This is a genomic window from Idiomarina sp. OXR-189 (assembly GCF_034373425.1).
Taxonomy (GTDB): Bacteria; Pseudomonadota; Gammaproteobacteria; order Enterobacterales; family Alteromonadaceae; genus Idiomarina; species Idiomarina zobellii.
Genome location: NZ_CP139706.1, coordinates 351008 through 376915, shown reverse-complemented (window position 1 = coordinate 376915; position 25908 = coordinate 351008). Strand labels below are relative to the sequence as shown.

General features: G+C 48.3%; 24 protein-coding genes and 5 tRNA genes. 3 read left to right on the top strand and 26 right to left on the bottom strand.

All coding sequences use genetic code 11. The annotated features are described in order from the left end of the window. Positions 1 to 39: 39 nt before the first annotated feature. The 23 genes from rpoB to UM402_RS01730 form a co-directional block, all read right to left on the bottom strand. Positions 40 to 4068, bottom strand: coding sequence for a DNA-directed RNA polymerase subunit beta (rpoB, locus tag UM402_RS01840; protein ID WP_058576742.1), 4029 nt, complete (start codon positions 4066 to 4068; stop codon positions 40 to 42). A 216-nt stretch (positions 4069 to 4284) separates the two neighbouring features. Further along, entirely contained in the window at positions 4285 to 4662 is a 378-nt protein-coding gene (gene rplL, locus UM402_RS01835; protein WP_058576741.1) for a 50S ribosomal protein L7/L12, read from the bottom strand. Between the two features lie 53 nt (positions 4663 to 4715). Continuing rightward, positions 4716 to 5234 carry a 50S ribosomal protein L10 gene (gene rplJ / locus UM402_RS01830; RefSeq protein ID WP_058576827.1) on the bottom strand — a complete coding sequence of 173 codons (519 nt, stop codon included), beginning with the start codon at positions 5232 to 5234 and terminating at the stop codon, positions 4716 to 4718. Positions 5235 to 5482: 248 nt separating this feature from the next. Then, the gene (gene rplA, locus UM402_RS01825; RefSeq protein WP_053953120.1) at positions 5483 to 6178 is read right to left on the bottom strand and encodes a 50S ribosomal protein L1; all 696 of its coding nucleotides are present in this window, start codon (positions 6176 to 6178) and stop codon (positions 5483 to 5485) included. 3 nt (positions 6179 to 6181) lie between these two features. Further along, positions 6182 to 6610 (bottom strand): 50S ribosomal protein L11, encoded by a 429-nt coding sequence (rplK, locus tag UM402_RS01820; protein WP_011233603.1) that lies wholly within the window; start codon positions 6608 to 6610, stop codon positions 6182 to 6184. Positions 6611 to 6747: 137 nt separating this feature from the next. Then, positions 6748 to 7287: a transcription termination/antitermination protein NusG gene (gene nusG, locus UM402_RS01815; RefSeq protein WP_053953121.1), complete on the bottom strand. Its 540-nt coding sequence runs from the start codon at positions 7285 to 7287 to the stop codon at positions 6748 to 6750. 3 nt (positions 7288 to 7290) lie between these two features. Further along, positions 7291 to 7671, bottom strand: coding sequence for a preprotein translocase subunit SecE (gene secE / locus UM402_RS01810; RefSeq protein WP_053953122.1), 381 nt, complete (start codon positions 7669 to 7671; stop codon positions 7291 to 7293). 45 nt (positions 7672 to 7716) lie between these two features. Next, a tRNA-Trp gene (locus tag UM402_RS01805) sits at positions 7717 to 7793 on the bottom strand. Positions 7794 to 7926: 133 nt separating this feature from the next. Further along, positions 7927 to 9111, bottom strand: a complete 1185-nt coding sequence (tuf, locus tag UM402_RS01800) for an elongation factor Tu (RefSeq protein ID WP_053953123.1) — start codon at positions 9109 to 9111, stop codon at positions 7927 to 7929. Between the two features lie 87 nt (positions 9112 to 9198). Beyond that, a tRNA-Thr gene (locus tag UM402_RS01795) sits at positions 9199 to 9274 on the bottom strand. Between the two features lie 12 nt (positions 9275 to 9286). Continuing rightward, positions 9287 to 9361 (bottom strand) — tRNA-Gly (locus UM402_RS01790). Positions 9362 to 9406: 45 nt separating this feature from the next. Next, a tRNA-Tyr gene (locus tag UM402_RS01785) sits at positions 9407 to 9491 on the bottom strand. A gap of 19 nt (positions 9492 to 9510) precedes the next feature. Next, positions 9511 to 9586 (bottom strand) — tRNA-Thr (locus UM402_RS01780). Positions 9587 to 9719: 133 nt separating this feature from the next. Next, a complete protein-coding gene (locus UM402_RS01775) occupies positions 9720 to 11015 on the bottom strand; it encodes an adenylosuccinate synthase (RefSeq protein WP_058576668.1) in 1296 nt (431 codons plus the stop codon). A 104-nt stretch (positions 11016 to 11119) separates the two neighbouring features. Then, a complete protein-coding gene (gene hflC, locus UM402_RS01770; protein ID WP_053953125.1) occupies positions 11120 to 12013 on the bottom strand; it encodes a protease modulator HflC in 894 nt (297 codons plus the stop codon). After that, positions 12013 to 13164 carry an FtsH protease activity modulator HflK gene (gene hflK / locus UM402_RS01765; RefSeq protein WP_058576667.1) on the bottom strand — a complete coding sequence of 384 codons (1152 nt, stop codon included), beginning with the start codon at positions 13162 to 13164 and terminating at the stop codon, positions 12013 to 12015. The genes hflC and hflK overlap by 1 nt, the downstream gene beginning before the upstream one ends. Positions 13165 to 13194: 30 nt before the next feature. Next, positions 13195 to 14487: a ribosome rescue GTPase HflX gene (hflX, locus tag UM402_RS01760; protein WP_053953127.1), complete on the bottom strand. Its 1293-nt coding sequence runs from the start codon at positions 14485 to 14487 to the stop codon at positions 13195 to 13197. A gap of 28 nt (positions 14488 to 14515) precedes the next feature. Beyond that, a complete protein-coding gene (hfq, locus tag UM402_RS01755; protein WP_053953128.1) occupies positions 14516 to 14773 on the bottom strand; it encodes an RNA chaperone Hfq in 258 nt (85 codons plus the stop codon). Between the two features lie 180 nt (positions 14774 to 14953). After that, positions 14954 to 15904, bottom strand: coding sequence for a tRNA (adenosine(37)-N6)-dimethylallyltransferase MiaA (gene miaA / locus UM402_RS01750; protein WP_053953129.1), 951 nt, complete (start codon positions 15902 to 15904; stop codon positions 14954 to 14956). Continuing rightward, positions 15891 to 17684 carry a DNA mismatch repair endonuclease MutL gene (mutL, locus tag UM402_RS01745; RefSeq protein WP_053953130.1) on the bottom strand — a complete coding sequence of 598 codons (1794 nt, stop codon included), beginning with the start codon at positions 17682 to 17684 and terminating at the stop codon, positions 15891 to 15893. Before mutL ends, miaA begins: the two co-directional genes overlap by 14 nt. Then, on the bottom strand, positions 17684 to 18994 hold the full coding sequence (locus UM402_RS01740; RefSeq protein ID WP_053953131.1) for an N-acetylmuramoyl-L-alanine amidase: 1311 nt from the start codon (positions 18992 to 18994) through the stop codon (positions 17684 to 17686). The genes mutL and UM402_RS01740 overlap by 1 nt, the downstream gene beginning before the upstream one ends. Continuing rightward, on the bottom strand, positions 18991 to 19449 hold the full coding sequence (tsaE, locus tag UM402_RS01735) for a tRNA (adenosine(37)-N6)-threonylcarbamoyltransferase complex ATPase subunit type 1 TsaE (protein ID WP_053953132.1): 459 nt from the start codon (positions 19447 to 19449) through the stop codon (positions 18991 to 18993). The genes UM402_RS01740 and tsaE overlap by 4 nt, the downstream gene beginning before the upstream one ends. A 1-nt stretch (position 19450) precedes the next feature. Beyond that, the gene (locus UM402_RS01730) at positions 19451 to 20983 is read right to left on the bottom strand and encodes a bifunctional ADP-dependent NAD(P)H-hydrate dehydratase/NAD(P)H-hydrate epimerase (RefSeq protein ID WP_058576666.1); all 1533 of its coding nucleotides are present in this window, start codon (positions 20981 to 20983) and stop codon (positions 19451 to 19453) included. Positions 20984 to 20997: 14 nt separating this feature from the next. Here UM402_RS01730 and queG point away from each other — a divergent pair, with 14 nt between their 5' ends. Next, positions 20998 to 22125, top strand: a complete 1128-nt coding sequence (gene queG / locus UM402_RS01725) for a tRNA epoxyqueuosine(34) reductase QueG (protein ID WP_058576665.1) — start codon at positions 20998 to 21000, stop codon at positions 22123 to 22125. Here queG and UM402_RS01720 read toward each other — a convergent pair. Beyond that, entirely contained in the window at positions 22122 to 22325 is a 204-nt protein-coding gene (locus UM402_RS01720; protein WP_053953135.1) for a YheV family putative zinc ribbon protein, read from the bottom strand. The genes queG and UM402_RS01720 overlap by 4 nt on opposite strands. Positions 22326 to 22382: 57 nt before the next feature. Between UM402_RS01720 and UM402_RS01715 the strand changes: the two genes are divergently transcribed. Both UM402_RS01715 and UM402_RS01710 read left to right on the top strand, forming a co-directional pair. Continuing rightward, complete coding sequence (locus tag UM402_RS01715) at positions 22383 to 24296, top strand: ATP-binding cassette domain-containing protein (protein ID WP_058576664.1); 1914 nt, start codon at positions 22383 to 22385, stop codon at positions 24294 to 24296. 12 nt (positions 24297 to 24308) lie between these two features. Next, positions 24309 to 24545, top strand: a complete 237-nt coding sequence (locus UM402_RS01710) for a YheU family protein (protein WP_053953137.1) — start codon at positions 24309 to 24311, stop codon at positions 24543 to 24545. Here the strand turns inward: UM402_RS01710 and cysQ are convergent. Continuing rightward, the gene (cysQ, locus tag UM402_RS01705; protein ID WP_058576663.1) at positions 24517 to 25329 is read right to left on the bottom strand and encodes a 3'(2'),5'-bisphosphate nucleotidase CysQ; all 813 of its coding nucleotides are present in this window, start codon (positions 25327 to 25329) and stop codon (positions 24517 to 24519) included. The two genes, UM402_RS01710 and cysQ, sit on opposite strands and share 29 nt — an antisense overlap. Further along, the gene (nudE, locus tag UM402_RS01700; RefSeq protein WP_053953139.1) at positions 25322 to 25882 is read right to left on the bottom strand and encodes an ADP compounds hydrolase NudE; all 561 of its coding nucleotides are present in this window, start codon (positions 25880 to 25882) and stop codon (positions 25322 to 25324) included. Before nudE ends, cysQ begins: the two co-directional genes overlap by 8 nt. Between the last annotated feature and the right edge of the window lie 26 nt (positions 25883 to 25908).

The window sequence follows — 25908 nt, the reverse complement described above, 5'->3', positions numbered from 1 at the left end:
AGTGAACATCACTCCCCCAGTAATTCCAGCAACAGACGCTTAGTTCTGTTCCAGCTCGATATTGATGCCCAGAGAGCGAATTTCTTTCAACAATACGTTGAACGACTCTGGCATACCCGCTTCCATTTGCAGGTTATTGTCGACGATGTTTTTGTACATCTTCGTACGACCGTTTACGTCGTCCGACTTAACCGTCAACATTTCTTGCAAGGTGTATGCAGCACCGTATGCTTCTAATGCCCAGACTTCCATCTCACCGAAGCGCTGACCACCAAACTGTGCTTTACCACCCAATGGCTGCTGAGTTACCAAGCTGTAAGAGCCGGTAGAACGAGCGTGCATCTTGTCGTCGACCAAGTGGTTTAGTTTCAGCATGTACATGTAACCAACAGTCACATCACGCTCAAACTTATCACCCGTGCGACCGTCAAACAGTGGTATCTGACCCGATTCAGGTAAATCTGCTAGTTTCAGAAGCTCTTTAATTTCTTCTTCAACCGCACCATCAAATACTGGTGTTGCTGTTGGCAGACCTGCTTTTAGGTTACCTGCTAAGCGCATCACTTCGTCATCAGAAAACTCACTGATATCGACTTTCTGGCGGCACTCACCCAGGTCATAAACTTGCTGTAAGAAGTCGCGCAGCTCTTTCATTGCTCGCTGCTGCTTCAGCATCTTGTCTATTTTGCTACCAATTCCGCGAGCAGCCATACCCAAGTGTGTTTCCAACACCTGACCGATGTTCATCCGCGACGGTACACCCAATGGGTTCAATACGATATCTACCGGGTTACCTTCATCATCGTGAGGCATGTCCTCAACTGGGATGATAGTAGAGATAACACCTTTGTTACCGTGACGACCAGCCAATTTATCACCAGGCTGAATGCTACGTTTGACCGCTAAGTAGACTTTTACGATTTTCAGTACGCCAGGCGCTAAATCATCACCTTGAGTGATTTTACGACGCTTGTTTTCGTACTTCGTATCGAAATCGTCACTAATTTGCTGGTACTGCTCGGCAATTTGTTCTAATTGCGCTTGAGCGTCTTCAGAACCTAAGTCCTGAGTTAACCAGTTTTTACGGTCCATGCTTGCTAATTTAGCTTCATCGAAGCCATTAGCTAATAGCAAGTTGCGCGCACGGTTGTAGATACCTTCTTCAAGAATCTTAAATTCTTCTGTCAGGTCTTTCTTAACCTTCGCCAGTTGCATCTCTTCGATAGCAACGGCACGTTTATCTTTTTCAACGCCATCGCGAGTAAAGACTTGCACGTCAATAACAGTACCGTTAACACCGTTAGGAACACGCAGCGAGCTATCTTTAACGTCTGACGCTTTTTCACCGAAGATAGCTCTCAAAAGCTTCTCTTCTGGCGTTAACTGTGTTTCGCCTTTAGGTGTCACTTTACCGACCAGTATGTCGCCGCCATTAACTTCAGCACCAACATAAACAACACCGGCTTCATCAAGTTTGCCCAGCGCTGACTCACCAACATTCGGAATATCTGAAGTAATTTCTTCAGCGCCCAATTTGGTGTCACGAGCAACACAGTTCAGTTCTTGAATGTGAATAGTGGTTAAACGGTCTTCTTGCGCAACACGCTCGGAGATAAGGATTGAATCCTCAAAGTTATAACCATTCCAAGGCATGAACGCGACACGTAGGTTTTGGCCAAGAGCCAATTCACCTAAGTCTGTCGACGGGCCATCTGCCAATACATCGCCACGCGTTACCGGCTCACCAGGATTAACCGTTGGTTTCTGGTTAATACAGGTGTTTTGGTTAGAGCGTGTGTACTTAGTTAAGTTGTAAATGTCGATACCTGCTTCACCCGGCACCATTTCTTCTTCATTTACTTTAACTACGATGCGGCTCGCATCGACGTAATCAACGACACCACCACGTTTAGCAACAACGGTAACACCCGAGTCGACCGCGATAGTGCGTTCAATACCAGTACCAACTAACGGCTTATCTGCACGTAGTGTTGGTACCGCCTGGCGTTGCATGTTTGATCCCATCAAAGCACGGTTAGCATCGTCGTGCTCAAGGAATGGAATCATGCTTGCTGCAATTGACACGATTTGCTGAGGAGCAACGTCCATATACTGAACTTGCTCTTTACTCATCAATGTAAATTCGTTTTTGTGTCGGCAAGGCACTAAGTCTTCGGTTAACTCACCTTTGTCATTAAGCCCTACGTTCGCCTGAGCGATAACATAGTTGCCCTCTTCAATGGCTGACAAGTAGTCGACATCGTCAGTAACGACACCATTTTCAATACGGCGGTAAGGCGTCTCAAGGAAACCGTACTCGTTCGTTCTTGAGAAGCTCGACAGCGAGTTAATAAGACCGATGTTCGGACCTTCCGGCGTCTCGATTGGACACAAGCGACCATAGTGGGTCGGGTGTACGTCTCGAACTTCGAAACCTGCACGTTCACGCGTCAAACCACCCGGACCTAATGCAGAAATACGACGCTTGTGCGTGACTTCTGACAGCGGGTTGTTTTGGTCCATGAACTGAGACAATTGGCTTGAGCCAAAGAACTCTTTCACGGCAGCGCTGATTGGCTTCGCGTTAATCAGGTCTTGTGGCATGGTGTTGTCTAAATCGCCAAGAGATAAACGCTCTTTAACGGCACGCTCAACACGTACAAGACCTACACGGAATTGGTTTTCCGCCATTTCACCAACCGAACGAATACGGCGGTTACCCAAGTGATCGATATCATCCACTTCATCAAGACCGTTACGAATCTCGATAAGCTTCTTCATGACATCGATAATGTCTTCTTTCGACAACGTGTTATCACCACTTAAGTCATCACGACCTAAACGGCGGTTAAACTTCATGCGACCAACGGTCGATAAGTCGTAACGCTCTTCGCTGAAGAATAAGTTATCGAATAATGCTTCTGCTGCTTCGCGAGTCGGTGGTTCGCCTGGGCGCATCATACGATAGATTTCAACCAACGCTTCCAAACGGTTTGTGGTTGAATCTACGCGCAGCGTTTCGCTCATGTAAGGACCGTGGTCCAAATCATTCACAAACAGCGTTTCAATTTTCTTAATACCGGCTTCGCTCAATGCCGCAATTAACTCAAGCGTTAATACGTCATTTGCGTGGCCAATAACTTCGCCTGTTTTCTTATCGGCGTAGTCTTTTGCTAATACTTTTCCGACCATGTATTCAGTCGGCACGTCCATTTCTTTAATGTCCAGTTTCTCTAACTGACGAATATGGCGTGCGGTAATACGACGGCCTTTTTCAACCAATACTTCACCATCAGCACCTTTGATGTCGAACTTCGCAGTTTCGCCGCGAAGACGTTCAGGCACCAACTCCATCTTGACTTTGGTTTTCAAGATTTCGAAGTAGGTTGTTTCGAAGAACATATCGAGCATTTCTTCGGTGCTGTAGTCTAGTGCACGAAGAATAATAGACGCCGGTAATTTACGGCGACGGTCGATACGAACGAACACGTTGTCTTTAGGATCAAACTCAAAGTCTAACCACGAGCCACGGTATGGGATAACTCGTGCGTTATACAGAACTTTACCTGACGAATGTGATTTACCTTTGTCATGGTCAAAAAAGACACCTGGAGAGCGGTGAAGCTGAGAAACGATAACTCGTTCTGTACCATTGATAACGAAGGTTCCGTTTTCTGTCATTAACGGAATTTCGCCCATGTACACTTCTTGCTCTTTAATGTCTTTAACCGTGCCGGCTGCTGCTTCTTTATCAAACAGGACCAGACGCAGTTTCACACGCAGAGGTGCTGAGTAGGTAATACCACGAATTTGACATTCTTCAACGTCAAACGCCGGCTCACCCATGTGATAACTGACGTACTGCAGTTCCGCATTACCTGAGTAGCTGGCAATGGGAAAAACCGAACGAAAAGCCGCTTCCAAGCCGTTATTGGCATCTGGATCGACTTCAATAAATTTCTTAAATGAATCAAGCTGCATAGACAGCAAATAAGGTACTTCTAAGACCTGCGGTCGTTTACCAAAGTCCTTACGAATACGTTTTTTCTCAGAGTAGGAGTACGCCATGGGGTTCCTCAGCTAGCTGATTGATGACCCTAACCAACGAGTGGTTCGATGGTTAAGACAGATGAATCTTTTATCTGTCGATCCCGTGTTGTTTTTGCAAAACTTGTATCCCAACCTCGGGCAAAAATGATACAAGCAATACAGCGCAAAAAGGCTGGTGGTTATTTAACCACCAGCCCAAGGCCCTAAAGAGCCATATTTTGTACAAAAGTCGACTTACTTAACTTCAACTTCCGCACCAGCTTCTTCAAGCTGCTTTTTCAGCTCTTCAGCTTCGTCTTTGCTAACACCTTCTTTGACTGCAACTGGTGCAGACTCAACCATAGCTTTAGCTTCTTTCAAGCCAAGGCCAGTTGCGCCGCGAACAGCTTTGATAGCAGCTACTTTGTTGCTACCAGCGCCTTTCAGCATTACGTCAAATTCAGTTTGTTCTTCAGCTGCTGCTTCGCCGCCTGCTGCTGGACCAGCTGCTACTGCAACTGCTGCAGATGCGTCAACGCCGAATTTTTCTTCAGCTGCTTCGATCAGTTCAACCAGTTCCATTACTGGCATTTCAGCGATCGCGTTTAAGATATCGTCTTTAGTCAGAGCCATTACTCTAAACTCCTGGGTTGATAATTACAAAAAATGGTTAAAAAACCAACGTATTATTTAGCGTCTTTAATTGCTGCCAACGTTCTAACGAACTTGCTAGGCACTTCGTTAACTGTTTTAACGAACTTGCTAACAGGTTCTTTGAAGGTGGCGAGCAATTTAGCCAATGCTTCGTCACGAGTCGGAAGTGAAGCAACTGCGTCCAATTTCTCAGGACCCATGATGCCATTACCGATTGACAGAGCTGTAACCTGCAGGTTCTTGTTCTCTTTGGCAAAATCTTTGAACAAACGAGCTGAAGCGCCCGGTGCGTCCATAGAAAAACCATAAACAAGAGGTCCTTTCAGTACATCGCTCATGTCGTCGAACTGAGTGCCTTCAAAAGCGCGTTTTGCAAGAGTATTTCGAACAACTTTCAGAAATACGCCTTGCTCACGTGCTTTTTTACGAAGCTCAGTCATATCGGCAACTTCGATGCCTCGATATTCAGCAACGGTGACGGCTAGCGCATTCGAAGCAACGTCGTTAACTTCCTTAACGATGGCTTTCTTTCCGGCTAAACCAATTGCCACTGATATCACCTCGTTTTCAATTTGGAGCCGAAGCTCCACGTTACAATTAGGTGGAGTTACCTCCACCGCGTTGTCACGGTGATTCTCTACCCAGAGAGCCTGAGTCGGATATCACCATCTGCGTAGGAAATTAAGTGCCGCTATTCGATACTACTGAAATTCTCGCGGTACACCTACGGTCTTGGACGGGAGCCTTGCTTGTTGCCTTTTGAGCATTACAAACGGCAGCTCCAACCCATAAACCTTAATTAACCAGCGCTAACAGTACCCTGGTCAATACTTACACCAGCGCCCATCGTTGTAGATAAGCTGATGCGTTTAAAGTAAACACCTTTTGCAGAAGAAGGCTTAGCTTTCTTAAGCGCACCTAATAATGCATCAAGGTTTTCTTTCAATTTCGCGTCATCGAAATCAACACGGCCGATTGTTGCGTGAACAATACCGTTTTTGTCGTTGCGATAACGAACCTGACCCGCTTTAGCATTTTTAACAGCTGTTGCTACGTCAGGAGTTACAGTACCTGTTTTCGGGTTAGGCATCAGGCCTCGAGGACCTAAGATTTGACCTAATTGACCAACAACACGCATTGCGTCAGGTGATGCTACGACAACGTCGAAGTTCATTTCACCTTTCTTAACTTGTTCAGCCAAGTCTTCCATACCAACAATGTCAGCACCCGCTTCTTTCGCTTTGTCTGCATTGTCGCCAGAAGTAAAGACTGCAACGCGAACGTCACGACCTGTACCATTTGGTAATACAGTCGCGCCACGAACGTTTTGGTCAGATTTACGAGCATCGATGCCAAGGTTTACTGCAACATCAACGCTTTCAGTGAATTTTGCTGTTGCTAGTTCTTTCAACAGTGCAATTGCTTCATTCACGTCGTAATCGCGGGCTTCAACTTTCTCTGCGATCATGCGAGCGCGTTTTGTTAATTTAGCCATCGATTAGCCCTCCACGTTCAAGCCCATCGCGCGAGCAGAGCCGGCGATAGTGCGTACAGCTGCGTCCATGTCGGCAGCAGTAAGGTCTGGTTCTTTAGTTTTTGCAATTTCTTCTAATTGCGCACGAGTCACAGTACCAACTTTTTTGGTATTAGGCTCGCCAGAACCGCTCTTGATACCCGCTGCTTTCTTAAGCAAGAAAGACGCAGGAGGCGTTTTCGTGATGAACGTGAATGAACGATCTTCAAATACTGTAATTTCAACAGGAACAGGCGCGCCTTTTTCCAGGCTATCTGTTTGCGCGTTGAATGCTTTACAGAATTCCATGATGTTTACACCGTGCTGACCCAAAGCAGGACCAACTGGCGGTGACGGGTTAGCTGAACCAGCAGCTACCTGTAATTTGATAATGGCTGATACTTTCTTCGCCATGATTATTTCCTCTGTTGTGGGTTTAACGCCTCGTAACTTTTCAGAGTAAAGTTACTCAATCGGCTCCCCGTTAAAAAAGGACGCGAATTATAAGTGAATTCGCGCCGTTGATCAATGCTAGATTGATGATTTTTTGATCACGACTTCTCGATTTGACCAAACTCTAAATCGACAGGTGTTGCACGACCAAAGATAGAGACGGAAACCGTTACGCGACTTTTCTCGTAATCAACTTCTTCAACAGTTCCGTTAAAGTCAGCAAACGGACCGTCGGTAACACGAACCACTTCACCCGGCTCAAACAATGTTTTCGGCTTCGGCTTGTCCGCAGAGTCCTGCAAGCGGTCAAGAATAGCGTCCGCTTCTTTTTTAGAAATAGGCGTTGGACGGTCGCTTGTACCACCAATAAAGCCAAGGACACGCGGAACGCTCTTAATTAAATGCCATGAATCTTCGTCCATGGTCATTTCAACTAGCACGTAGCCAGGAAAGAATTTACGTTCGCTTTTGCGACGTACACCGCCACGCATTTCTACGACTTCTTCCTTCGGTACTAATATTTCACCGAATTTGTCTTCCATGCCATGCAGCTTGATATGTTCTTTTAGAGATTCAGCAACACGAGCTTCGTAACCGGAAAATGCCTGTACGACGTACCAACGTTTCTTATCGCTCATAGATTAAATCTCCAATCCGGTTAAGAAGCCAACGACACGCACAAGGATGCCATCAAGACCCCAGAGAATTAACGCAACAATAACGGTCGCGACAACAACGATAAGCGTTGTTTGAGTTGCTTCCTGACGAGAAGGCCAAACGACTTTGCGAACCTCAGTGCGACTTTCTTTAGCGAAAGACACAAACTTTCTGCCCTTAATTGTGGTGCTAGCGAAAAAGCCAGCCAGTCCCACTAATACGACAACGCCTATAGCGCGATAGAGTACTGAGATTTCTTCTGCGTAGTAGTGATTACCGCCGATAGCTACAACTAGCAAGGCGATAGTGATTATCCATTTCAAGCTGTTTAATGAACTGCTCTGCGTCTCGTTATTTGCGCTCATTCTTTAATCCTAATTGCGACCGGTCTTCGCTTTGAACTTAAAATCTGGCAGGGGCGGAGGGATTCGAACCCCCAACCGTCGGTTTTGGAGACCGCTGTTCTGCCAATTGGAACTACGCCCCTAAATAATGTCCTTCACTCTTATCTTAATTGGTGCAGGATTGGACGCGGTATTATACCTAAGACAGCGCTTGGCGCAAGCCATAAAAAAGCCCGGCGCGAAGCCGGGCTCTCTCTATACGATACTTAAACCGTATTAGTCGATGATCTTAGATACAACACCTGCACCTACAGTACGACCACCTTCACGGATTGCGAAACGCAAACCTTCGTCCATTGCGATTGGAGCAATCAGCTCTACAACGAATTTCAGGTTGTCGCCTGGCATAACCATTTCTACGCCTTCCGGCAATTCTACTGCACCCGTTACGTCAGTCGTACGGAAGTAGAACTGTGGACGATAGCCTTTGAAGAATGGCGTGTGACGGCCACCTTCGTCTTTGCTCAGTACGTAAACTTCCGCTTCAAACTTAGTGTGCGGAGTAATTGTACCTGGCTTCGCCAATACCTGACCACGCTCAACTTCGTCACGCTTAGTACCACGCAACAACGCGCCGATGTTCTCACCTGCACGACCTTCGTCAAGCAGTTTACGGAACATTTCAACACCAGTAACAGTAGTCTTAGTAGTGTCTTTCATACCAACGATTTCACACTCGTCGCCAGTGTTGATGATACCGCGCTCTACACGACCGGTAACAACAGTACCACGACCTGAAATCGAGAATACGTCTTCGATTGGCATGATGAATGGCTTATCGATGTCACGCTCTGGCTCTGGGATGTATTGGTCAAGCGCGTCTGCTAGCTCAACAATTTTCTTAGCCCACTCTTCGTCGCCTTCCAGCGCTTTCAGTGCTGAACCTTGAACTACCGGCAGGTCGTCGCCCGGGAAGTCGTACTCTGACAACAACTCACGAACTTCCATTTCTACCAGCTCTAACAGCTCTTCATCGTCGACCATGTCACATTTGTTCATGAAGACAACGATGTAAGGTACGCCTACCTGACGTGAAAGCAGGATGTGCTCACGTGTTTGTGGCATTGGGCCGTCAGTTGCCGCTACTACCAGGATTGCGCCGTCCATCTGTGCAGCACCGGTGATCATGTTTTTAACATAGTCAGCGTGCCCTGGGCAGTCTACGTGTGCGTAGTGGCGAGTTGGAGTGTCATACTCAACGTGAGAAGTTGAGATAGTGATACCACGCTCTTTCTCTTCTGGCGCGTTATCGATGGCTGCGAAGTCTTTCGCCGCACCACCGTATACTTTTGCCAAAACAGTTGTAATAGCAGCGGTCAGGGTAGTTTTACCGTGGTCAACGTGACCAATGGTGCCGACGTTTACGTGCGGCTTCGAACGTTCAAATTTTTCTTTAGACATTGCAGCCTCTCTAACAAAATTCTTTTGGTGTTTTACCTAAACTTACGTTTGCATACCAAGGTTTCGTTAGAATGGCCTAAAAAGAAATGGTGCTGATAGGCGGATTCGAACCGCCGACCTCACCCTTACCAAGGGTGCGCTCTACCAACTGAGCTATATCAGCACGACTTGAATTTGGAGCGGGTGGCGGGAATCGAACCCGCGTCATCAGCTTGGAAGGCTGAGGTAATAGCCACTATACGACACCCGCAAATTCACAATTTTGTGAGGCCACCTCAAAACCAAGGAAATTGCGTGGTGGAGGGGGCAGGATTCGAACCTGCGAAGGCGGAGCCGTCAGATTTACAGTCTGATCCCTTTGGCCACTCGGGAACCCCTCCCGCATTTTGCAATTTGAATTGGTGCCGGCAGAGAGAGTCGAACTCCCGACCTACTGATTACAAGTCAGTTGCTCTACCAGCTGAGCTATGCCGGCACCCCGGTTAGGTGGAGCGCATTCTATGGTACTAAATTTGATAGTGCAATAGCTTTGCGCAAAAAATTTAAAAATTCGCGACCAAGTGGTCAGTTTTTAACTCCTTTGAGTAAAAACCGACCGAAACAGTCATTTATTCAAACGGATGACGAAGTACAATAGTTTCGTTACGGTCAGGGCCCGTTGAGATGATATCAACCGGTACGCCTGTCAGCGCTTCAATTCTGGATATGTACGCTAATGCTTGCGGCGGTAACTGGTTATGCTCCGTCACGCCAACCGTACTTTCCTGCCAGCCTTCTAAGGTCTCATAAACAGGCTCGACCAAGTCATAGTCTTCAGCTGCCAATGGCGGATACTCACTGATTGTGCCATCAGCCAACTTATAACCCGTACAAATTTTTAACTCATCCAGACCATCAAGCACATCTAGTTTGGTTAAGCAAAAGCCACTGACTGAGTTAATTTGCACCGCACGACGCATTGCCACTGCATCTAACCAACCTGTGCGGCGTTTACGACCAGTTGTTGCACCAAACTCATGACCTTTAACGCCTAAGTGCTGGCCAACATCGCAGCCGAGCTCTGTTGGGAATGGACCACTACCGACACGAGTCGTATAGGCCTTCACGATACCTAATACATACTCAATATAACGAGGACCAAAGCCGGCACCTGTCGCTACCCCACCTGCCGTAGTGTTAGATGATGTCACATAAGGGTAAGTACCGTGATCAATGTCCAACAATGTGCCTTGAGCACCTTCGAACATGACTTTGTCGCCGTTCTTACGAGCCTGATCAAGCATTGCCGGTACATCGGCAACCATTGGCTTCAGCAATTTAGCAAACTCTTTGCATTGCTTAAGAACCGTATCGTAGTCGATGGCATCGGTTTTATAATATTCAGTCAGGGCAAAGTTGTGGTAATCGACAAGCTCTTTTAGTTTGCCTTCAAAACGTTCAGCATTAAATAAATCGCCAACCCGCAGACCACGACGTGCGACTTTGTCTTCATACGCAGGGCCGATACCTCGACCGGTAGTTCCAATAGCTTCTTTACCTCGTGCTTTTTCACGAGCCTGGTCTAGAGCAATATGGAAAGGCAAAATTAACGGGCAAGCTTCACTCACTCGCAAGCGCTCTTTAACAGGCACGCCTCGCGCTTCAAGCATATCAATTTCTTCAATCAATGCTTCCGGCGATAGCACTACGCCATTACCAATAACACACTGAACATTTGAGCGCAGAATACCTGATGGGATAAGGTGTAAAACCGTTTTCTCACCGTCAATAACCAGTGTATGACCTGCGTTATGACCACCTTGATAACGAACAACTAAGCTCGCTTTGTCGGTCAACAGATCGACGATTTTACCTTTACCTTCGTCACCCCATTGGGTGCCTAAAATAACAACGTTCTGACTCATGATTGCCCCGCGTAAAAAAAAAGCGTGGCGATCTTACCTTGTATCGGGGAGTTTGTACATGAGGGAAAAGTGCCCAATAGAGTCATTGGGCACTGGTTGGACTTTTAGTCTTCTTTCGAACCCATCATATTTTGCAGATAACGGAAGAAGTCACTGTTCGCATCCAGGACTAGCATGTCATTACCGTTACCAAAGGAGTTGGTATAAGCTTCCATACTGCGGATGAATGCAAAAAACTCAGCGTCTTTTTCATACGCTTCAGCATAAATACGAGCGGCTTCTGCGTCACCTTCACCACGCAGTTCACGCGACTGACGCTTAGCATCAGCGAGCATAACGGTCACTCGGGCATCGACGTCGGCACGGATAAACTCAGCCTGCTCTTTACCTTCTGACCGGTGCTCTGTTGCAACCGCTTGACGCTCAGCACGCATACGCTGATAAATCGATTGGCTGACCTCGGTCGGCAAGTTAATTTGCATAACCCGTACGTCAAGCACTTCAATACCTAAATCTGAAGCACTCTTAGCGCCCTGAAGCAACGCTTCACGCATAAGCTCGTCACGCTCACCAGAAACAATATCTGAAATGGTGCGATTACCAAACTCACTACGCAAGCCACTGTTAATTCGACGAGTAAGTAAAGCTTCTGCTTGCAGAATATTACCGCCGTTTGTACTCAGATAGAACGTCGAGAAATCATTAATACGCCACATGACATAGGTATCAACAATTAAGTCTTTTTTCTCACTGGTTACAAAGCGGTCTGGGTCACCGTCCAAAGTTTGCAGGCGCGCATCCAGCTTTTTAACTTGCTCGATAAAGGGTATTTTAAAGTGTAAGCCTGGCTCGAATACCATCGCTTCACCCGTTTGGGCGTTACGTTCAACCTTACCAAATTGAATCAAAATGGCTCGCTCACCCTCTTTCACCACGTAGATGGAGGACAAACCCAGCGCGACCAGGACCACAACTATTATTGCGATTAGGTTTTTCATTAGTTTCGACCTCCGCTACGGTTGCTGTTGCGAGTGTTTTGCGGTTCCGAGTTAAAAGACGTTCCTGCGCCTTGCTCTGGAACTCGCGGAGGCGAGAAGGTTTCAGTATTACGACCTTGCTTCTCTAATAGTTTTTCAAGCGGCAAGTACATCATGTTGTTGCCACCTTCGACATCCACCAGGACTTTTGGTGTCTTCGCATAAAGGTCTTGGAGTGTGTCTAAGTAAATACGCTCACGCGTCACTTCCGGTGCTCGCTCGTACTGAGGTAATAGCTCGTTAAAGCGTGCAACCTCACCCTGAGCTTCCAGAATAATTTGTTCACGATACGCTTGAGCTTCTTGCAACATACGGCGAACTTGACCACGTGCTAACGGCTCAACTTCACGCGCATAGGCTTCGGCTTCACGAATGTAACGCTCTTCGTCCTCTTGCGCAGCTATAGCGTCATCAAACGCGTCTTTAACCGCTTCTGGTGGACGTGCCGGCAGTAAGTTGATATCGACAACTTGCAGGCCAACTGTGTAAGGATTCATTGTCGACTCAAGCATTTCCAGTGTATCTGCACGGACTTGCTCACGACCACGAGTCAGCACTTCGTCCATTGTTGTATGACCAACAACATAACGTAACGCACTGTCAGTTGCGCGCGATAATACGCCGTCTGCGTCCTGAACATTGAATAAGTAAGCGCGGGGGTCGACCACACGGTACTGAACATCAAGCTCGACACGAACAACGTTTTCATCTTGAGTCAGCATGTAACCCTCGGTTTTATCCGAACGAACGTTGTTAACGTCGACATGTTCAACGGTATCGACAAAAACAGGGCGCCAATGCAGACCTGACTCAACCATTGTGTGGAACTGACCAAAACGAAGCACGACGCCACGGTCAGCTTCTTTTACGGTATAAAAGCCCGCAATGAACCAAACAATAAGGGCGATAATAGCAATAATGCCAATACCTTTACTTGGAATGCCTGAGCTACCGCCAGAGCCTCCACCTTTATTGCCGCCAAAGCCGAACTTTGAAAAGAGTTTACGGACTGCTTCGTCAAGATCAGGTGGTCCCTGATCTTTACCGCCCTGATTTTTCCATGGGTCACGGTCGTTGTTGTTACCGCCGTTCCCCGGTTGATTCCAAGCCATGGACTGCTCCAATTTATGGTTTAACTTATATTAATTGTTCTTTTGGACAATTAACTCATCCAAATTACTATCAAATCGTTTTTTCAGGCGCTGCCAGTCTACCGATGATAAACGCACATGCAACGCCAGTTGTCCGTTTTCGTCGACATCTTCCGATGTCACACTGTTGAGTTCGTACAATGTACCACGTAATTTACCCATAGACGGCGGTATTTTTAGTGTGGCGTCCATCATTTGAGGGCCCAGTAACTGGGTTAATGCCTCTAAGATAAGCTCGACACCAATACCTTCCTGAGCCGATACCCAGACTCTTACTGGCTTGCCATCCTCGTAATCGATACGTGGTTTTGCGCCATCTATCTGATCTATTTTATTACAAATAATCAGTTGTGGCACATCCCCAGCGTCAATTTCTTCGAGTACTTCTGTCACCTGGTCAATATTACTTTGCTGCTGGTCATCAGCGACGTCAACCACATGCAAAAGTAAGTCGGCTTCCTGGGTTTCCTGAAGCGTCGCCTTGAAAGCAGCGACTAAGTCATGCGGCAAATGCCGGATAAAACCAACAGTATCCGCCAGAATCAAGTCGCCAACATCTTCAATAGTGAGCTTACGAAGAGTGGGGTCCAACGTCGCAAACAATTGGTCTGCTGCGTAAACGCCCGCTTCCGTTAACTGATTAAACAGCGTTGATTTACCGGCGTTGGTATAGCCCACTAACGAAACTGTAGGAATTTCGGCTTTCTGACGGGCACGCCGTCCTTGCTCGCGTTGCTTTTGAACTTTTTCCAGACGCCGCAGAATATTCTTAATACGTCCGCGAATTAACCGTCGGTCGGTCTCAAGCTGCGTTTCACCCGGGCCGCGCAAACCGATACCACCTTTTTGGCGCTCCAAGTGAGTCCAGCCTCGTACCAAACGCGTTGAGATATGACGTAATTGTGCCAGCTCTACCTGCAGTTTACCTTCGTGAGTACGCGCTCGCTGAGCGAAGATATCAAGAATAAGCCCAGTTCTGTCCAGAACCCGGCATTTACAGATAGCTTCCAGGTTACGCTCTTGCGTTGGGGATAACGCATGATTAAAGATAACAATATTGGCATCCAGCGCCTTCACTTGCTCGGCTATTTCTTCTGCTTTACCACTGCCAACAAAGTATTTCGGCGTCGGTGAACCGCGGCTTGTTGTTATAACGCCGCGAGTCTCAACACCAGAAGAGTTTGCTAAAAGTTTAAGTTCAGAGAGATCTTCTCGGTTTACTTCAGTGGGAAAGTCCACATGAACCAAAATTGCGTAGTCGCCACCTTCATACCTATCGAACAAGTTGTATCAGACCTCTCTTTTCTTAAAATTAATCGTCGAACTCAGCCACGCCTTCAGCCGCTTGCTGAGGCAAGTAGTTTTGCGGGATTCTAGCCGGGACGACAGTCGAAATAGCGTGCTTATAAACCATTTGGCTCACAGTGTTTTTCAGCAATACAACAAATTGGTCAAACGACTCAATTTGCCCCTGTAGCTTAATACCGTTGACCAAATAAATGGATACCGGGATGCGCTCGCGGCGCAATGCATTTAAAAACGGGTCTTGTAGAGTTTGCCCCTTGGCCATCTTGGATTCCTTTTTTTATCGTTATTCATTATCCAATGCGAAATACAAAAAGTGACAGCACCGCCAATTTGCTATCACCTGTAAACACACACTAGACCAGTAAAGAATTTTTGCAACCAGAAAAACGTTAAAAATTACTCATTTATTTGCTAATCGGATCTGTGGGCGGTACTGAAAATTTCAATCCTTGGGAGGGAATTTTTGCGCCGATTGAGCTAAAGCCGCCTCAACTTTGTCGTTCATTTGCGGGTCATCAGTTTCCAGCCAAGTCACACCTGGCCAGCCGTTCAGCCAGGTTAGTTGGCGTTTTGCAAGCTGCCGGGTAGCGATAATGCCGCGCTCTCGCATTTCCTCATACGACAGTTCGCCATTTAGGTATTGCCACATTTGCCGGTAGCCGACGCTACGAATGGACGGTAAGTCTTCATGTAAGTCGCCACGTTCAAACAGCTTGCTAACTTCGTCTTCGAATGGCTCTGACAACATTTGATCAAAGCGCTGCTCAATGCGCTGGTGCAGTACTGAGCGCTCCTTTGGCGCAATCGCAAACTGATAAACGGGTTTATTCAGTTGGCCAAAGCGCTCTTTCGTCAGTTCAGTCAGTGTTTTTCCACTAACCTCATAAACTTCCAGCGCGCGCATAGTTCGCTGAGGATCATTCGGGTGTATTCGTTTGGCACTGACGGGGTCAACCGTTTTCAACCGGTCATGCAAAGCGGCAAGCCCACTTGCTTCCATTTCTTGGGTAAGTTTTTGTCTAACCGACGCATCAGACTCAGGCAACTGCGACAAGCCTTCGAGCAAAGCTTTGAAATACAACATAGTGCCACCAACCAGCAAAGGGACCTTCCCCCGCGACTGAATGTCCTCAATTAAACGTAGTGCATCGCGTTGAAAATCGGCCGCTGAATACGTCTCTGACGGGTCGCAAATATCAATAAGATGGTGTGGTACTTTGGCTTGCTCTTCCGGTGTTGGTTTTGCGGTGCCAATATCCATTCCGCGGTAAATAAGCGCCGAGTCGACAGAAATAATTTCACAGTCCAGCTTGTCGCACAGTGCCAGCGACAGGGCTGTTTTTCCGGCAGCTGTTGGACCGTAAATGTTAATAACCGCATTAGTGGTTTGCATTATAAGCCTCCGGCACTTCAATAAACTGGAGGTAGTCGGCAGGCTCGTGTAGTTGATCGCGCCACTGTTTCACCCAATGTTCGGCCTCCGTTGTACTGTATTCACCTTTAGCAACAAAAGTAGTCAGCCATTTTAACAGTTGGGTATCGGAGTTCTCTGACACTTGCTCAAGTAATTGCTTAAATAACAGTGCGACATTGCCTTTACGAAGCATTTCCGGCATTTGCTCGATAACCACCATATCTTTCTGACGATAGTACATGACCCCTAAGCGGTTCAGTTGTTGCTCTGGCCATTGGCTAACCGGCGTTTTAAACTCTTTTGCTGATACCGTTACGGGAACCAACAATGGCTGTCCAGACAAGCCGTCCTCAAGCTGCTGAGAGAGCTTCTCCTGTGCGCAAACTGCATGCACCTGTCGTACATTCAGCCAGGCCAACCGGTTTGAGTGTCTAACTAAAGCCTGATGCCCGTTAAACAGTGACAGTAAGCGCCAGCTTTCGCTCGGGGAACTTGCTTCTTGTCTACTTACAGAAGCCGATGCGGAGAATGCCGATGCATTCCCTGTTGATGCAGGCTGACTCTCAGAACTTCCTGCTGAACTTGTTACCGCGTTAGGCAGTAACGACCCCATAGCTTTTCTTGGCGCTGTTGAGTAACGACTGCTCTCCCTCATGGTTGACGTATCGTTCGACTGATACTGATGGCGGTGGGCACTTTCGTAAGGCTCGCCTTTAAAATCAACCGATGCGTCTTCGGCGCCAGCGCTTACTGACATTTCAGTCAGTGAGCGTAATACGCGTTCAACCTGAGTAAGAATAAAGTCGTGCACTTGCCGCTGATAATGAAAGCGCACTTCATGCTTGGCCGGATGCACGTTTACATCGACCTGCTCAGCAGGTAGCTCAAAATAAAGAATGTAAGTCGGCACGCGGTCAGTCGGTAAGTACTTTTCGTAAGCCTGCCGCACGGCGTGCGCTAGAAGCTTGTCACGCATCATACGGCCGTTAACAAAAAAATGCTGAACATCGCCCTGGTACCGACAGTGCTCCGGTGCCACCATCCAGCCTTTTAATTTGTAATCACCTTCCGGGCTTTGTAACTGATACGCCTGCTCAGCGAACTGGCCGCCACAAATTTTTGCCACGCGCTGCAACTGCTGCTTTTCTGAATCCGCCCTGGGATAGCGCCGCAACGTTTTGCCGTTATGGCTGAGTTGAAATGCCACATCAAACCGACTTAACGCAATACGCTTTATAACCTCATCAATGTGGCTAAACTCGGTTTTTTCTGTACGTAAAAACTTACGCCGGGCTGGCGTGTTAAAAAATAAATCCTGAATATCAACGGTTGTGCCATTAGGGTGAGCCGCAGGTTCGACATTAACCTGCATGTCGCGACCTTCTGTCCACGCCTGCCAAGCCTCGCTTTGCTCCGCCGGTTTTGAGGTTAAGCGCAATCGTGATACCGAGCTAATACTGGCTAAAGCTTCTCCCCGAAAACCTAAACTACCAATACGTTCCAAGTCTTCTAATGACTGAACTTTACTGGTTGCATGACGACTCAGCGCCAACGTCAGTTCGTCTCGAGAAATACCACAGCCATTGTCGCGAATGCGAATACGTTTACTGCCACCTTTCTCAATATCTAAAACAAGCTCGTCTGCACCGGCGTCTAAGGCATTTTCTACCAGCTCTTTTACGACCGATGATGGGCGCTCGACCACCTCACCGGCGGCAATTTGGTTAGCAAGTTCTATAGGCAGTTGTTGAATCGGCATTAGCGGCTCGGAATAGTGATTTTTTGTCCAATTTTAAGGACATTACTTCTTAAATTGTTTTCCGTTTTTATCGCTTTCACTGTCGTATTGTAACGCTGTGCTAGAACAGACAATGAGTCGCCCGACTTCACCGTATAAGTAAAGCTGTTCTGATTGGCTAGGTAGGTGTTGTCTATCGGGTTACTGACAAAATACCGACGAATACCGTTATACAGCGCCCGCGCCATTTTTTGCTGATGCGCATTACTGGTCAATAAGCGTTCTTCGTCCGGGTTAGAAATAAACCCAGTTTCGACCAAAAGCGACGGCTTATCCGGTGACTTTAATACTGCCAAACTGGCCGCCTGAGGTTTTGTCTTGTGCATTTTAGTAACGGATGACATTTCATCAATAATGTGTCGCGCTGCACTGTAGGCGCCGGCAATAGAGCTGTCCATCGACATATCAAGCAAGGTTTCGGCCAAATAAGGCTCGTGACTGTTTTTACTTAAAATATCGGTAACACCGCCAAGTAACTCAGACTCTTGCTCTCTATTCTCTAACCAACGACCCACTTCTGAGTCCGCCCGTCGCTTAGACAAGACCCAAACCGATCCGCCCCGAGGTTGAGGCGTTCTAAACGCATCAGCGTGAATCGATACGAAGAAGTCGGCTTTAGCATCCCAGGCTTTTTGCGGACGCTCATTCAAGCCCAAATAATAGTCGCCTGTGCGCACTAAAAACGCCTGCATGCCCGGGTCATCATTAATCATCTTTGCCAAAGCACGCGCTATTTTTATCACCACGTTTTTTTCGTAAGTACCACGTGGCCCTATTGAGCCGGGGTCATCCCCGCCATGACCAGCATCTATTGCAATAGTGACTTTGCGATCTTTGAGTTCGTCAATCGACTTTGCCGGACCGCTGCGTTCAACTGACTTACCCGGTAGGTCGACCACCAGGCGGTCTTTGTATGACTCATTCGCGGGGAGTACAAATAGGTTTGGTTCTGTTTTCGAGTTCAGTTCAATGACAATGCGGCTACTGCGATTATTCTTAGGGCTGCTGGTACGCACTTTGCGCACAAGTAAGGAGTCTTTACCCAGGTTGGTTAAGCCAGTGTTTAACTTAGTGTTGTTAAAGTCTATGACTAAGCGGTACGGCTTCTGCTGGTTCAGCATAAAGTAGGAGTACTCTGGCGTCTCCGATAAATCAAAAACCACACGCGTCTTGTCCGGCGACGGCCAAACCCTGACACTCTCAATACTGTTATCTGCCCATACGCTGAACGAGCATAAGGCAAGAAGCACGACCCAAAACTTTTTTATCATAATGACTGAACGATAGTTGTCCCGGTGTTAGTTAGCGCATTTATAATTATTTTTCTGCCCTGCTCATAATAGCTTAAGGCAATTTCAATGTCTGCGTCCGGAAGCCAGCCTGCACCTTTTTCCGGCCATTCAATAAAATTTAGAGTGTCTTCGGCAAAGTAATCACGAATACCCATATACTCAAGCTCTTCCGGGTCAGCCAGGCGATACAAGTCGAAATGATGAATACGCCAGCCACTTAACTGATAAGGCTCTACCAGGGTGTACGTTGGGCTTTTTACTGCGCCTTCGTGACCCATAGCCTGAATCACCCCTCGACAAAACGCTGTTTTACCCGCGCCCAGTTCTCCTTCCAGATAAACCACCACCGGCTCTTTAATACTTTCTGCAAAACGCTTCGCCAAAGCTAACGTAGCTTCCTCATTCGGCAACTCTTGCTCGAAAACCACACTCATTTTACGTTATTTTTCCATTCACTAATTGACGTATGTATGGCAACAAATCTGAAGCTAAGGTTCCCCGTTCACCTTCGTTGCCCGCTAATTCTCCGGCTCTGCCATGCCATATACCTGCCGCAACTACGGCTTCGGCTTCAGGCATACCTTGTGCAACTAAGCCGCTTACCAGACCAGTCAGCAAGTCGCCCATACCACCACTGGCCATTGCCGGACTGCCGGCATCCAGAATAAACTGCCCTGCGTCGCTGGTCACTAGCGAACCGGCGCCTTTTAATAAAATTTGCGCTTCGTAGTTATCACGCAGCGCATTTAATGCCGAAAAGCGGTCAGATTCTACCTTATTTGAGTCAATATTTAATAATCGAGCGGCTTCACCTGGATGCGGGGTCAATATCACTCGCGAGCCAAGCCTTTCTTTTTGTTCATGAGCGGCCAAAATATTCAGCCCGTCGGCATCAATAACCCAAGCTTTGTTAGTGTTAATGCAATGGTCTGCCACCCAGCTGAAAACCTCTCGCGACCATTCGCTTTGCCCAAGTCCCGGGCCTAAGGCTATAACGTTCGCCAGCTCCATCATTGCCTGTAAGTCTTTCTGAGAGCTTACGGCGCGCACCATAGCTTCAGGTTGGGCAGAAGCAACCATCGCCTGAACCTCAGGGTGGCAGGCCACCGACACCTTACCGGCACCGCAGCGCAGTGCCGCTTGCATTGCCAGCACAACAGCCCCGGACATGCCCGGCTGACCACCAACGATAAGGACATGACCATTATCGCCTTTGTGTTCACAGGGGGGTCTTCTTGGCAGCCAATTTTGAATGTAATCTGTCGTCACTCTCGCATAGGTGGCTTTGTTTTGTTTCGCAAACGCATCTCCAATACCCAGGTCTTCCAGCACTAACTGCCCGACATGGTTCTTTGCTTTACCCGTTAACAGCCCTCGTTTATAAGCAACTAAACACACCGTTTTGTAGGCGTGAGCGGCGACTCCCGGCACTGAGCCCGTATCCGCATTCAGACCTGAAGGGACATCCACCGCCAGAACCTTGGCGGAAGCCTCATTTAAGGTCTGGACAAGCGCAGCCGCAGCGCCTTCCAGGGCGCGGTTAAGGCCCACACCGAAAAGCGCATCGACAACTATATCGTAACGCTGCGGTTCACAGTCATTAACCGCTTTTTCCTGACCTCCACTGTCACGCCAGGCCAAACGCGCGCGCTCCGCATTATTGTCCGTTTTGGACGAGATATTCTTGTTCGGTGACAGGGCAAACACGTCTACCTGATACCCAGCTTCCTGTGCCAGCCGGGCAATAATGTAACCATCGCCGCCATTATTGCCCTCACCACAGCATACCGCTATTTTCGCCGGTGCTTTTACATCCTGCTGTAAGTGTTTAAACACAGCTGCTCCGGCAGCAGACATCAGTTGCATCATGCTTATTGAGCACGCTTCAGCCGCTGGTTTTTCGCCTTTTTGTACCTGTTCCACGGTGTACACGCGTTGTGCTAAACTGACGTTATCAATTGCCGTCATAGCTACTCCTGACCATGTCCAATTCCATTAACTATCAACAGCTGGCCGATGATATTAAGCGTTGGGGCGCCGAGCTGGGTTTTCAAAAAGTGGGTATTACTGACTTAGATCTTAGTAAACATGAAGCCACTTTACAGCAGTGGTTGGACAAAGGCTATCATGGCGAAATGAGCTTTATGGAGCGTCACGGCATGCTGCGCGCACGTCCGGCGGAGCTGCATCCGGGCTCGGTCAGAGCTATTTCCGTGCGTATGAACTACCTACCCGTTGAAGCCGGCTTTGCAAAGACGCTAAAAGATGGCAGCAAAGGCTATATTTCCCGTTATGCATTAGGGCGGGACTACCACAAACTCATGCGTAAACGCTTAAAACAACTGGGTGACCGAATACAGTCAGAGTTTGACGGCGCCGACTTTCGCCCCTTTGTTGACTCAGCCCCCATTATGGAAAGACCGCTAGCGGAAAAGGCCGGTTTAGGCTGGACCGGTAAACACACACTCATTTTAGACAGAGACAGTGGCTCCTGGTTTTTCTTAGGTGAGCTGTTGATTAACCTACCACTACCGGTCGATGAGCCTGTTAAGGAAGGTTGCGGCAGCTGCACCGCTTGTATGACCATCTGTCCGACTCAAGCCATTGTCGCTCCCTATGAGCTGGACGCACGGCGTTGTATTTCTTATTTAACCATTGAGCTGCGCGGCGCCATTCCTGAAGAGTTTCGCCCGCTTATTGGTAATCGTATTTACGGCTGTGACGACTGTCAGCTCATTTGCCCGTGGAACCGCTACGCCCAACTCACCGACGAGAACGACTTTAGCCCCAGACAAGAACTGCACTCGCCACAGTTACTCGAGCTTTGGGCCTGGACCGAACAGCAGTTTCTGGACAATTTACAAGGCTCCCCCATTCGTCGCATAGGCTACGAGTGTTGGTTGCGGAACCTGGCCGTGGCTTTAGGCAACGCGCCCTCAGATGCCGCCATTATAGAAGCGCTTGAGAATAAAACCGAAGGTGTCACCGACATGGTGCGAGAACACATCGACTGGGCACTGGAGCGTCAGCGCACCGGTGTTGCAGAGGTTACTAAACAGCTGAAACGATTGGTGCGTGCGGTAGAAAAAGGCTTACCCCGCGACGCCTAATCGGGTTTGAAAACACCAATAACCTGATCAAACTGGCGCTCGCTGCCACCGCCCTGCTCTTTAGGCTCGCTAAAGCGGTGCTTGCACTGCACGCATTCCACCTGCTCAATATCGTTTTCAATAAACAACATGAGTGTGTCCATGGCCTCACATTTTGGGCACACTGCGCCAGCGATAAATCGTTTCTTTTGTCTAGCCACGACAACTCCTGTGTTAGAATTGGCTGCAACGTAACTAATGATAACGCAGAGTGATTTATGATTCGAGCGCAAAGCATCAGCCTAATGCGTGGTGGCGATGTTTTATTTGAGGACAGTGACTTACAAGTTTTCCCCGGCCACAAAGTGGGTCTGGTGGGCCGCAACGGCTGCGGTAAGTCGTCACTGTTTTCAATGTTGCGGGGCGAGCTGCATGCTGACACGGGCGACTTACACGTACCCGCAGAGTGGCGCATAGCCAGCGTCGCACAGGATACTCCTGCACTCGAGAAGTCCGCGATTGATTATGTCATGGACGGGGACACAGAGTTTCGCGCGTTGGAAGAACAACTGGCCACCGCGGAAGCTTCTAACAACGGCGAACAAATTGCGCACTGCCACGACAAACTCGCAGCTATTGGTGCTTACGACATACAAGCTCGCACGGCCTCGCTAATGGCAGGACTGGGATTTACTCAGTCGCAACTGCAACAACCAGTGAAAGCCTTTTCCGGTGGCTGGCGTATGCGTTTAAACCTGGCGCAAGCACTGATAGCCCGAGCTGATTTAATGCTGCTCGATGAGCCTACCAACCACCTCGACGTCGATGCTATTTTCTGGCTGGAAGGCTGGCTGAAACAGTACGAAGGAACGCTGATTCTTATTTCGCACGACCGTGACTTTCTCGACTCTGTCACCACGGATATTGTGCATATTGAACATAACAAGCTGAATGCCTATAAAGGCAACTACTCTCAATTTGAACGCCAGCGCGCTGAGCATTTAGCCCAACAACAAAGTGAATTCGAAAAAGCACAGGTCATGCGCCAGCACTTGCAAAAGTACGTTGACCGCTTTCGCTATAAAGCCAGTAAAGCTAAGCAAGCACAAAGCCGTTTGAAGGCTATTGAAAAGTTACCTACACAGGCGCCGTTGCGCGCTGAAAGTGGTGTCGACTTTCACTTTTTAGAGCCGGAAAAGCTGCCGAACCCATTACTGACACTCCGCGATGCAAAAGCCGGTTACGGCGACACCACCATTCTGGAACATATTAAGCTGAACTTGGTGCCCGGCACGCGCTTAGGACTTCTCGGCCGTAATGGTGCGGGTAAGTCGACCTTAATTAAACTCCTTGCCGGAGAGCTTGAGCCCATGGCCGGCGAACGTATTGCGAACCCGGGCTTGCGTATTGGTTATTTTGCACAGCATCAGCTGGAAACTCTGGATATGTCAGCATCGGCGCTGTTGCATTTGCAACGTATGGACAGCGCCGCCAGCGAACAAAAACTACGGGACTTTTTGGGTGGTTTCGGGTTTTCCGGTGACCATGCAACTCGCTCGGTTGAACCTATGTCCGGGGGTGAAAAAGCGCGTTTAGCGTTGGCGCTCATTATTTATCAGCGACCTAATTTATTGCTGCTCGATGAGCCTACCAACCATTTAGATTTAGGACTTCGCGACGCTCTGGTTGCGGCCTTACAGGAATACGAAGGCGCTTTAATTGTGGTGTCGCACGATCGTCACCTGCTACGCACGACGGTCGATGAGTTTTGTCTGGTGGCCGATAAAAAGGCGGAGACCTTCGATGGCGATTTGGATGCCTATCATGCCTGGTTGCAGGAGCGTGCCGCCAGTGACAAACGCTCAGAGCAAACAGCGCCTAGTCGTCAGCGGGATAACCGCAAAGAACAAAAGCGCAAAGAAGCGGAAATGCGTCAAAAGACTAAGCCCCTGCGCCAGACCATTGAAAAAGCCGAAAAGCGCATACAAATCTTAGAAAACGAGTTAGCAGAGCTTCATGACCAGCTGTCCGATAACAGTCTTTATAACGACGACCGCAAAGCCGACTTACAGGCGTTGTTAGACAAACAAACGGCGGCACAAAAAGAGCTGAGTGAATTAGAAGAAACCTGGATGGAAGCAGAAGAGTCACTGGCCGAGTTGACCGAAGAGCTTCAGTCAGAGAACGACTAAACAGGAGAGCTTATGATTATTCCATGGCAAGAAGTGGACACTGAAACCTTGAACAACCTGCTTGAGTCCGTGGTGCTGCGTGAAGGCACCGACTACGGCTCGCAGGAAATGTCGTTTGACGCCAAAGTCGAGCAACTCCGAAAGCAGGTGAAAAGTGGAGAAGCCGTTATTGTCTTCTCAGAGCTACACGAAAGCGTCGACGTAGTGCCCAAAGACAGCGTCACCGGAAACGCGGACGACGAGCAATAAAAACCTCTTCCCAGGGAACATTTTGGTCACCCAACACTAAAAAATTTGGGTTCAGCAAACTGACCGTTCGGTTGTAAGTTATCGGCTCAAAGTTCTCATTTACAATGCGACCTCCCGCCTCACCAACAATCACTTGCGAGGCGGCTGTGTCCCACTCTCCGGTCGGCCCTAGTCGTAAAAAGCAATCAGCTTTGCCCTCGGCAATAAAGCACGACTTTAAGGAGCAGCTGCCTGTCGGTAGTGGCTGAATATCGCGTTGAGTTTGCATACGGCTCAGCACCGGCTCTCTTGCCTGACGACGACTTATGGCAATAATCAAAGGGTCAGATTCTGGGTTTTGGAGTTTACGCACCGAAATTTTCTGCTTCTCGACAGCATCTTCTTTATAAGCGCCCCGGCCTTTTTCTGCGTAATAGATTGCCTCGCCAACCGGCCAAAAAATGACGCCCATTTCAGGCTCATTATTAGACACGTAGGCAATGTTAACGGCGAAGTCACCAGAGCGCGCGATAAACTCTTGCGTACCGTCAATAGGGTCAATGAGGAAATACGACGACCATTTTCGCCGTTCGTTGTAATTCTCGTGGTCACTTTCCTCCGACAACACCGGAATATGAGGAAAATGCTGCTTTAACCGGTCTTCAATCAGTTCACTGGCGATGATATCCGCGGTCGTCACCGGAGAGTCATCGTGTTTTTCCGAGGTTTTGTAGTCGCGGCGCTCGTACATGGTCATAATGACTTCGCCGGCTTCTTTCGCGATAGCTTTGAGTGTCTCAAGCATTGGCTGACTGCCCTCGCTTTCTCAGTAGCATTAATAGTGCTGCCACACTTCGAGCTTCAGTAAAATCCGGCTGAGTTAATAAGTTGTCTGCGTCATCTACCGCCCAGGTGACTTTTTCCAAGGGCTCCGGCTCATCGCCGGGCAAACTTTCAGGATAAAGGTCGGTTGCCACGAATATATGCATTTTTGCTGAGAAGAACTGCGGGGCCATCGATACTTCCGTTAAAAACTCCAGATTATGGCTACCATAGCCCACTTCTTCTTTTAACTCTCGCTGCGCCGCTTCTTCCGGCGTTTCTCCCGGGTCAATCAGCCCTTTTGGGAAGCCCAGTTGGTAATCGTGTGAGCCAGCTGCGTATTCACGAATAAGCAACAACGTATTTTCGTCGAGACAAGGCACAATCATAACGGCACCACGACCGCTGCCTTTCATGCGCTCAAACTGGCGCAGTTCTCCGTTGCTGAACTTTAAATCAACCGCTTCAATGCGCAAAAGCCGACTTTGCGCCACCACGCGACGGGATAAAATTTGAGGGACTTGCTTCTTTGTCATACAACCATCCAAGTCATTGTCTCTCT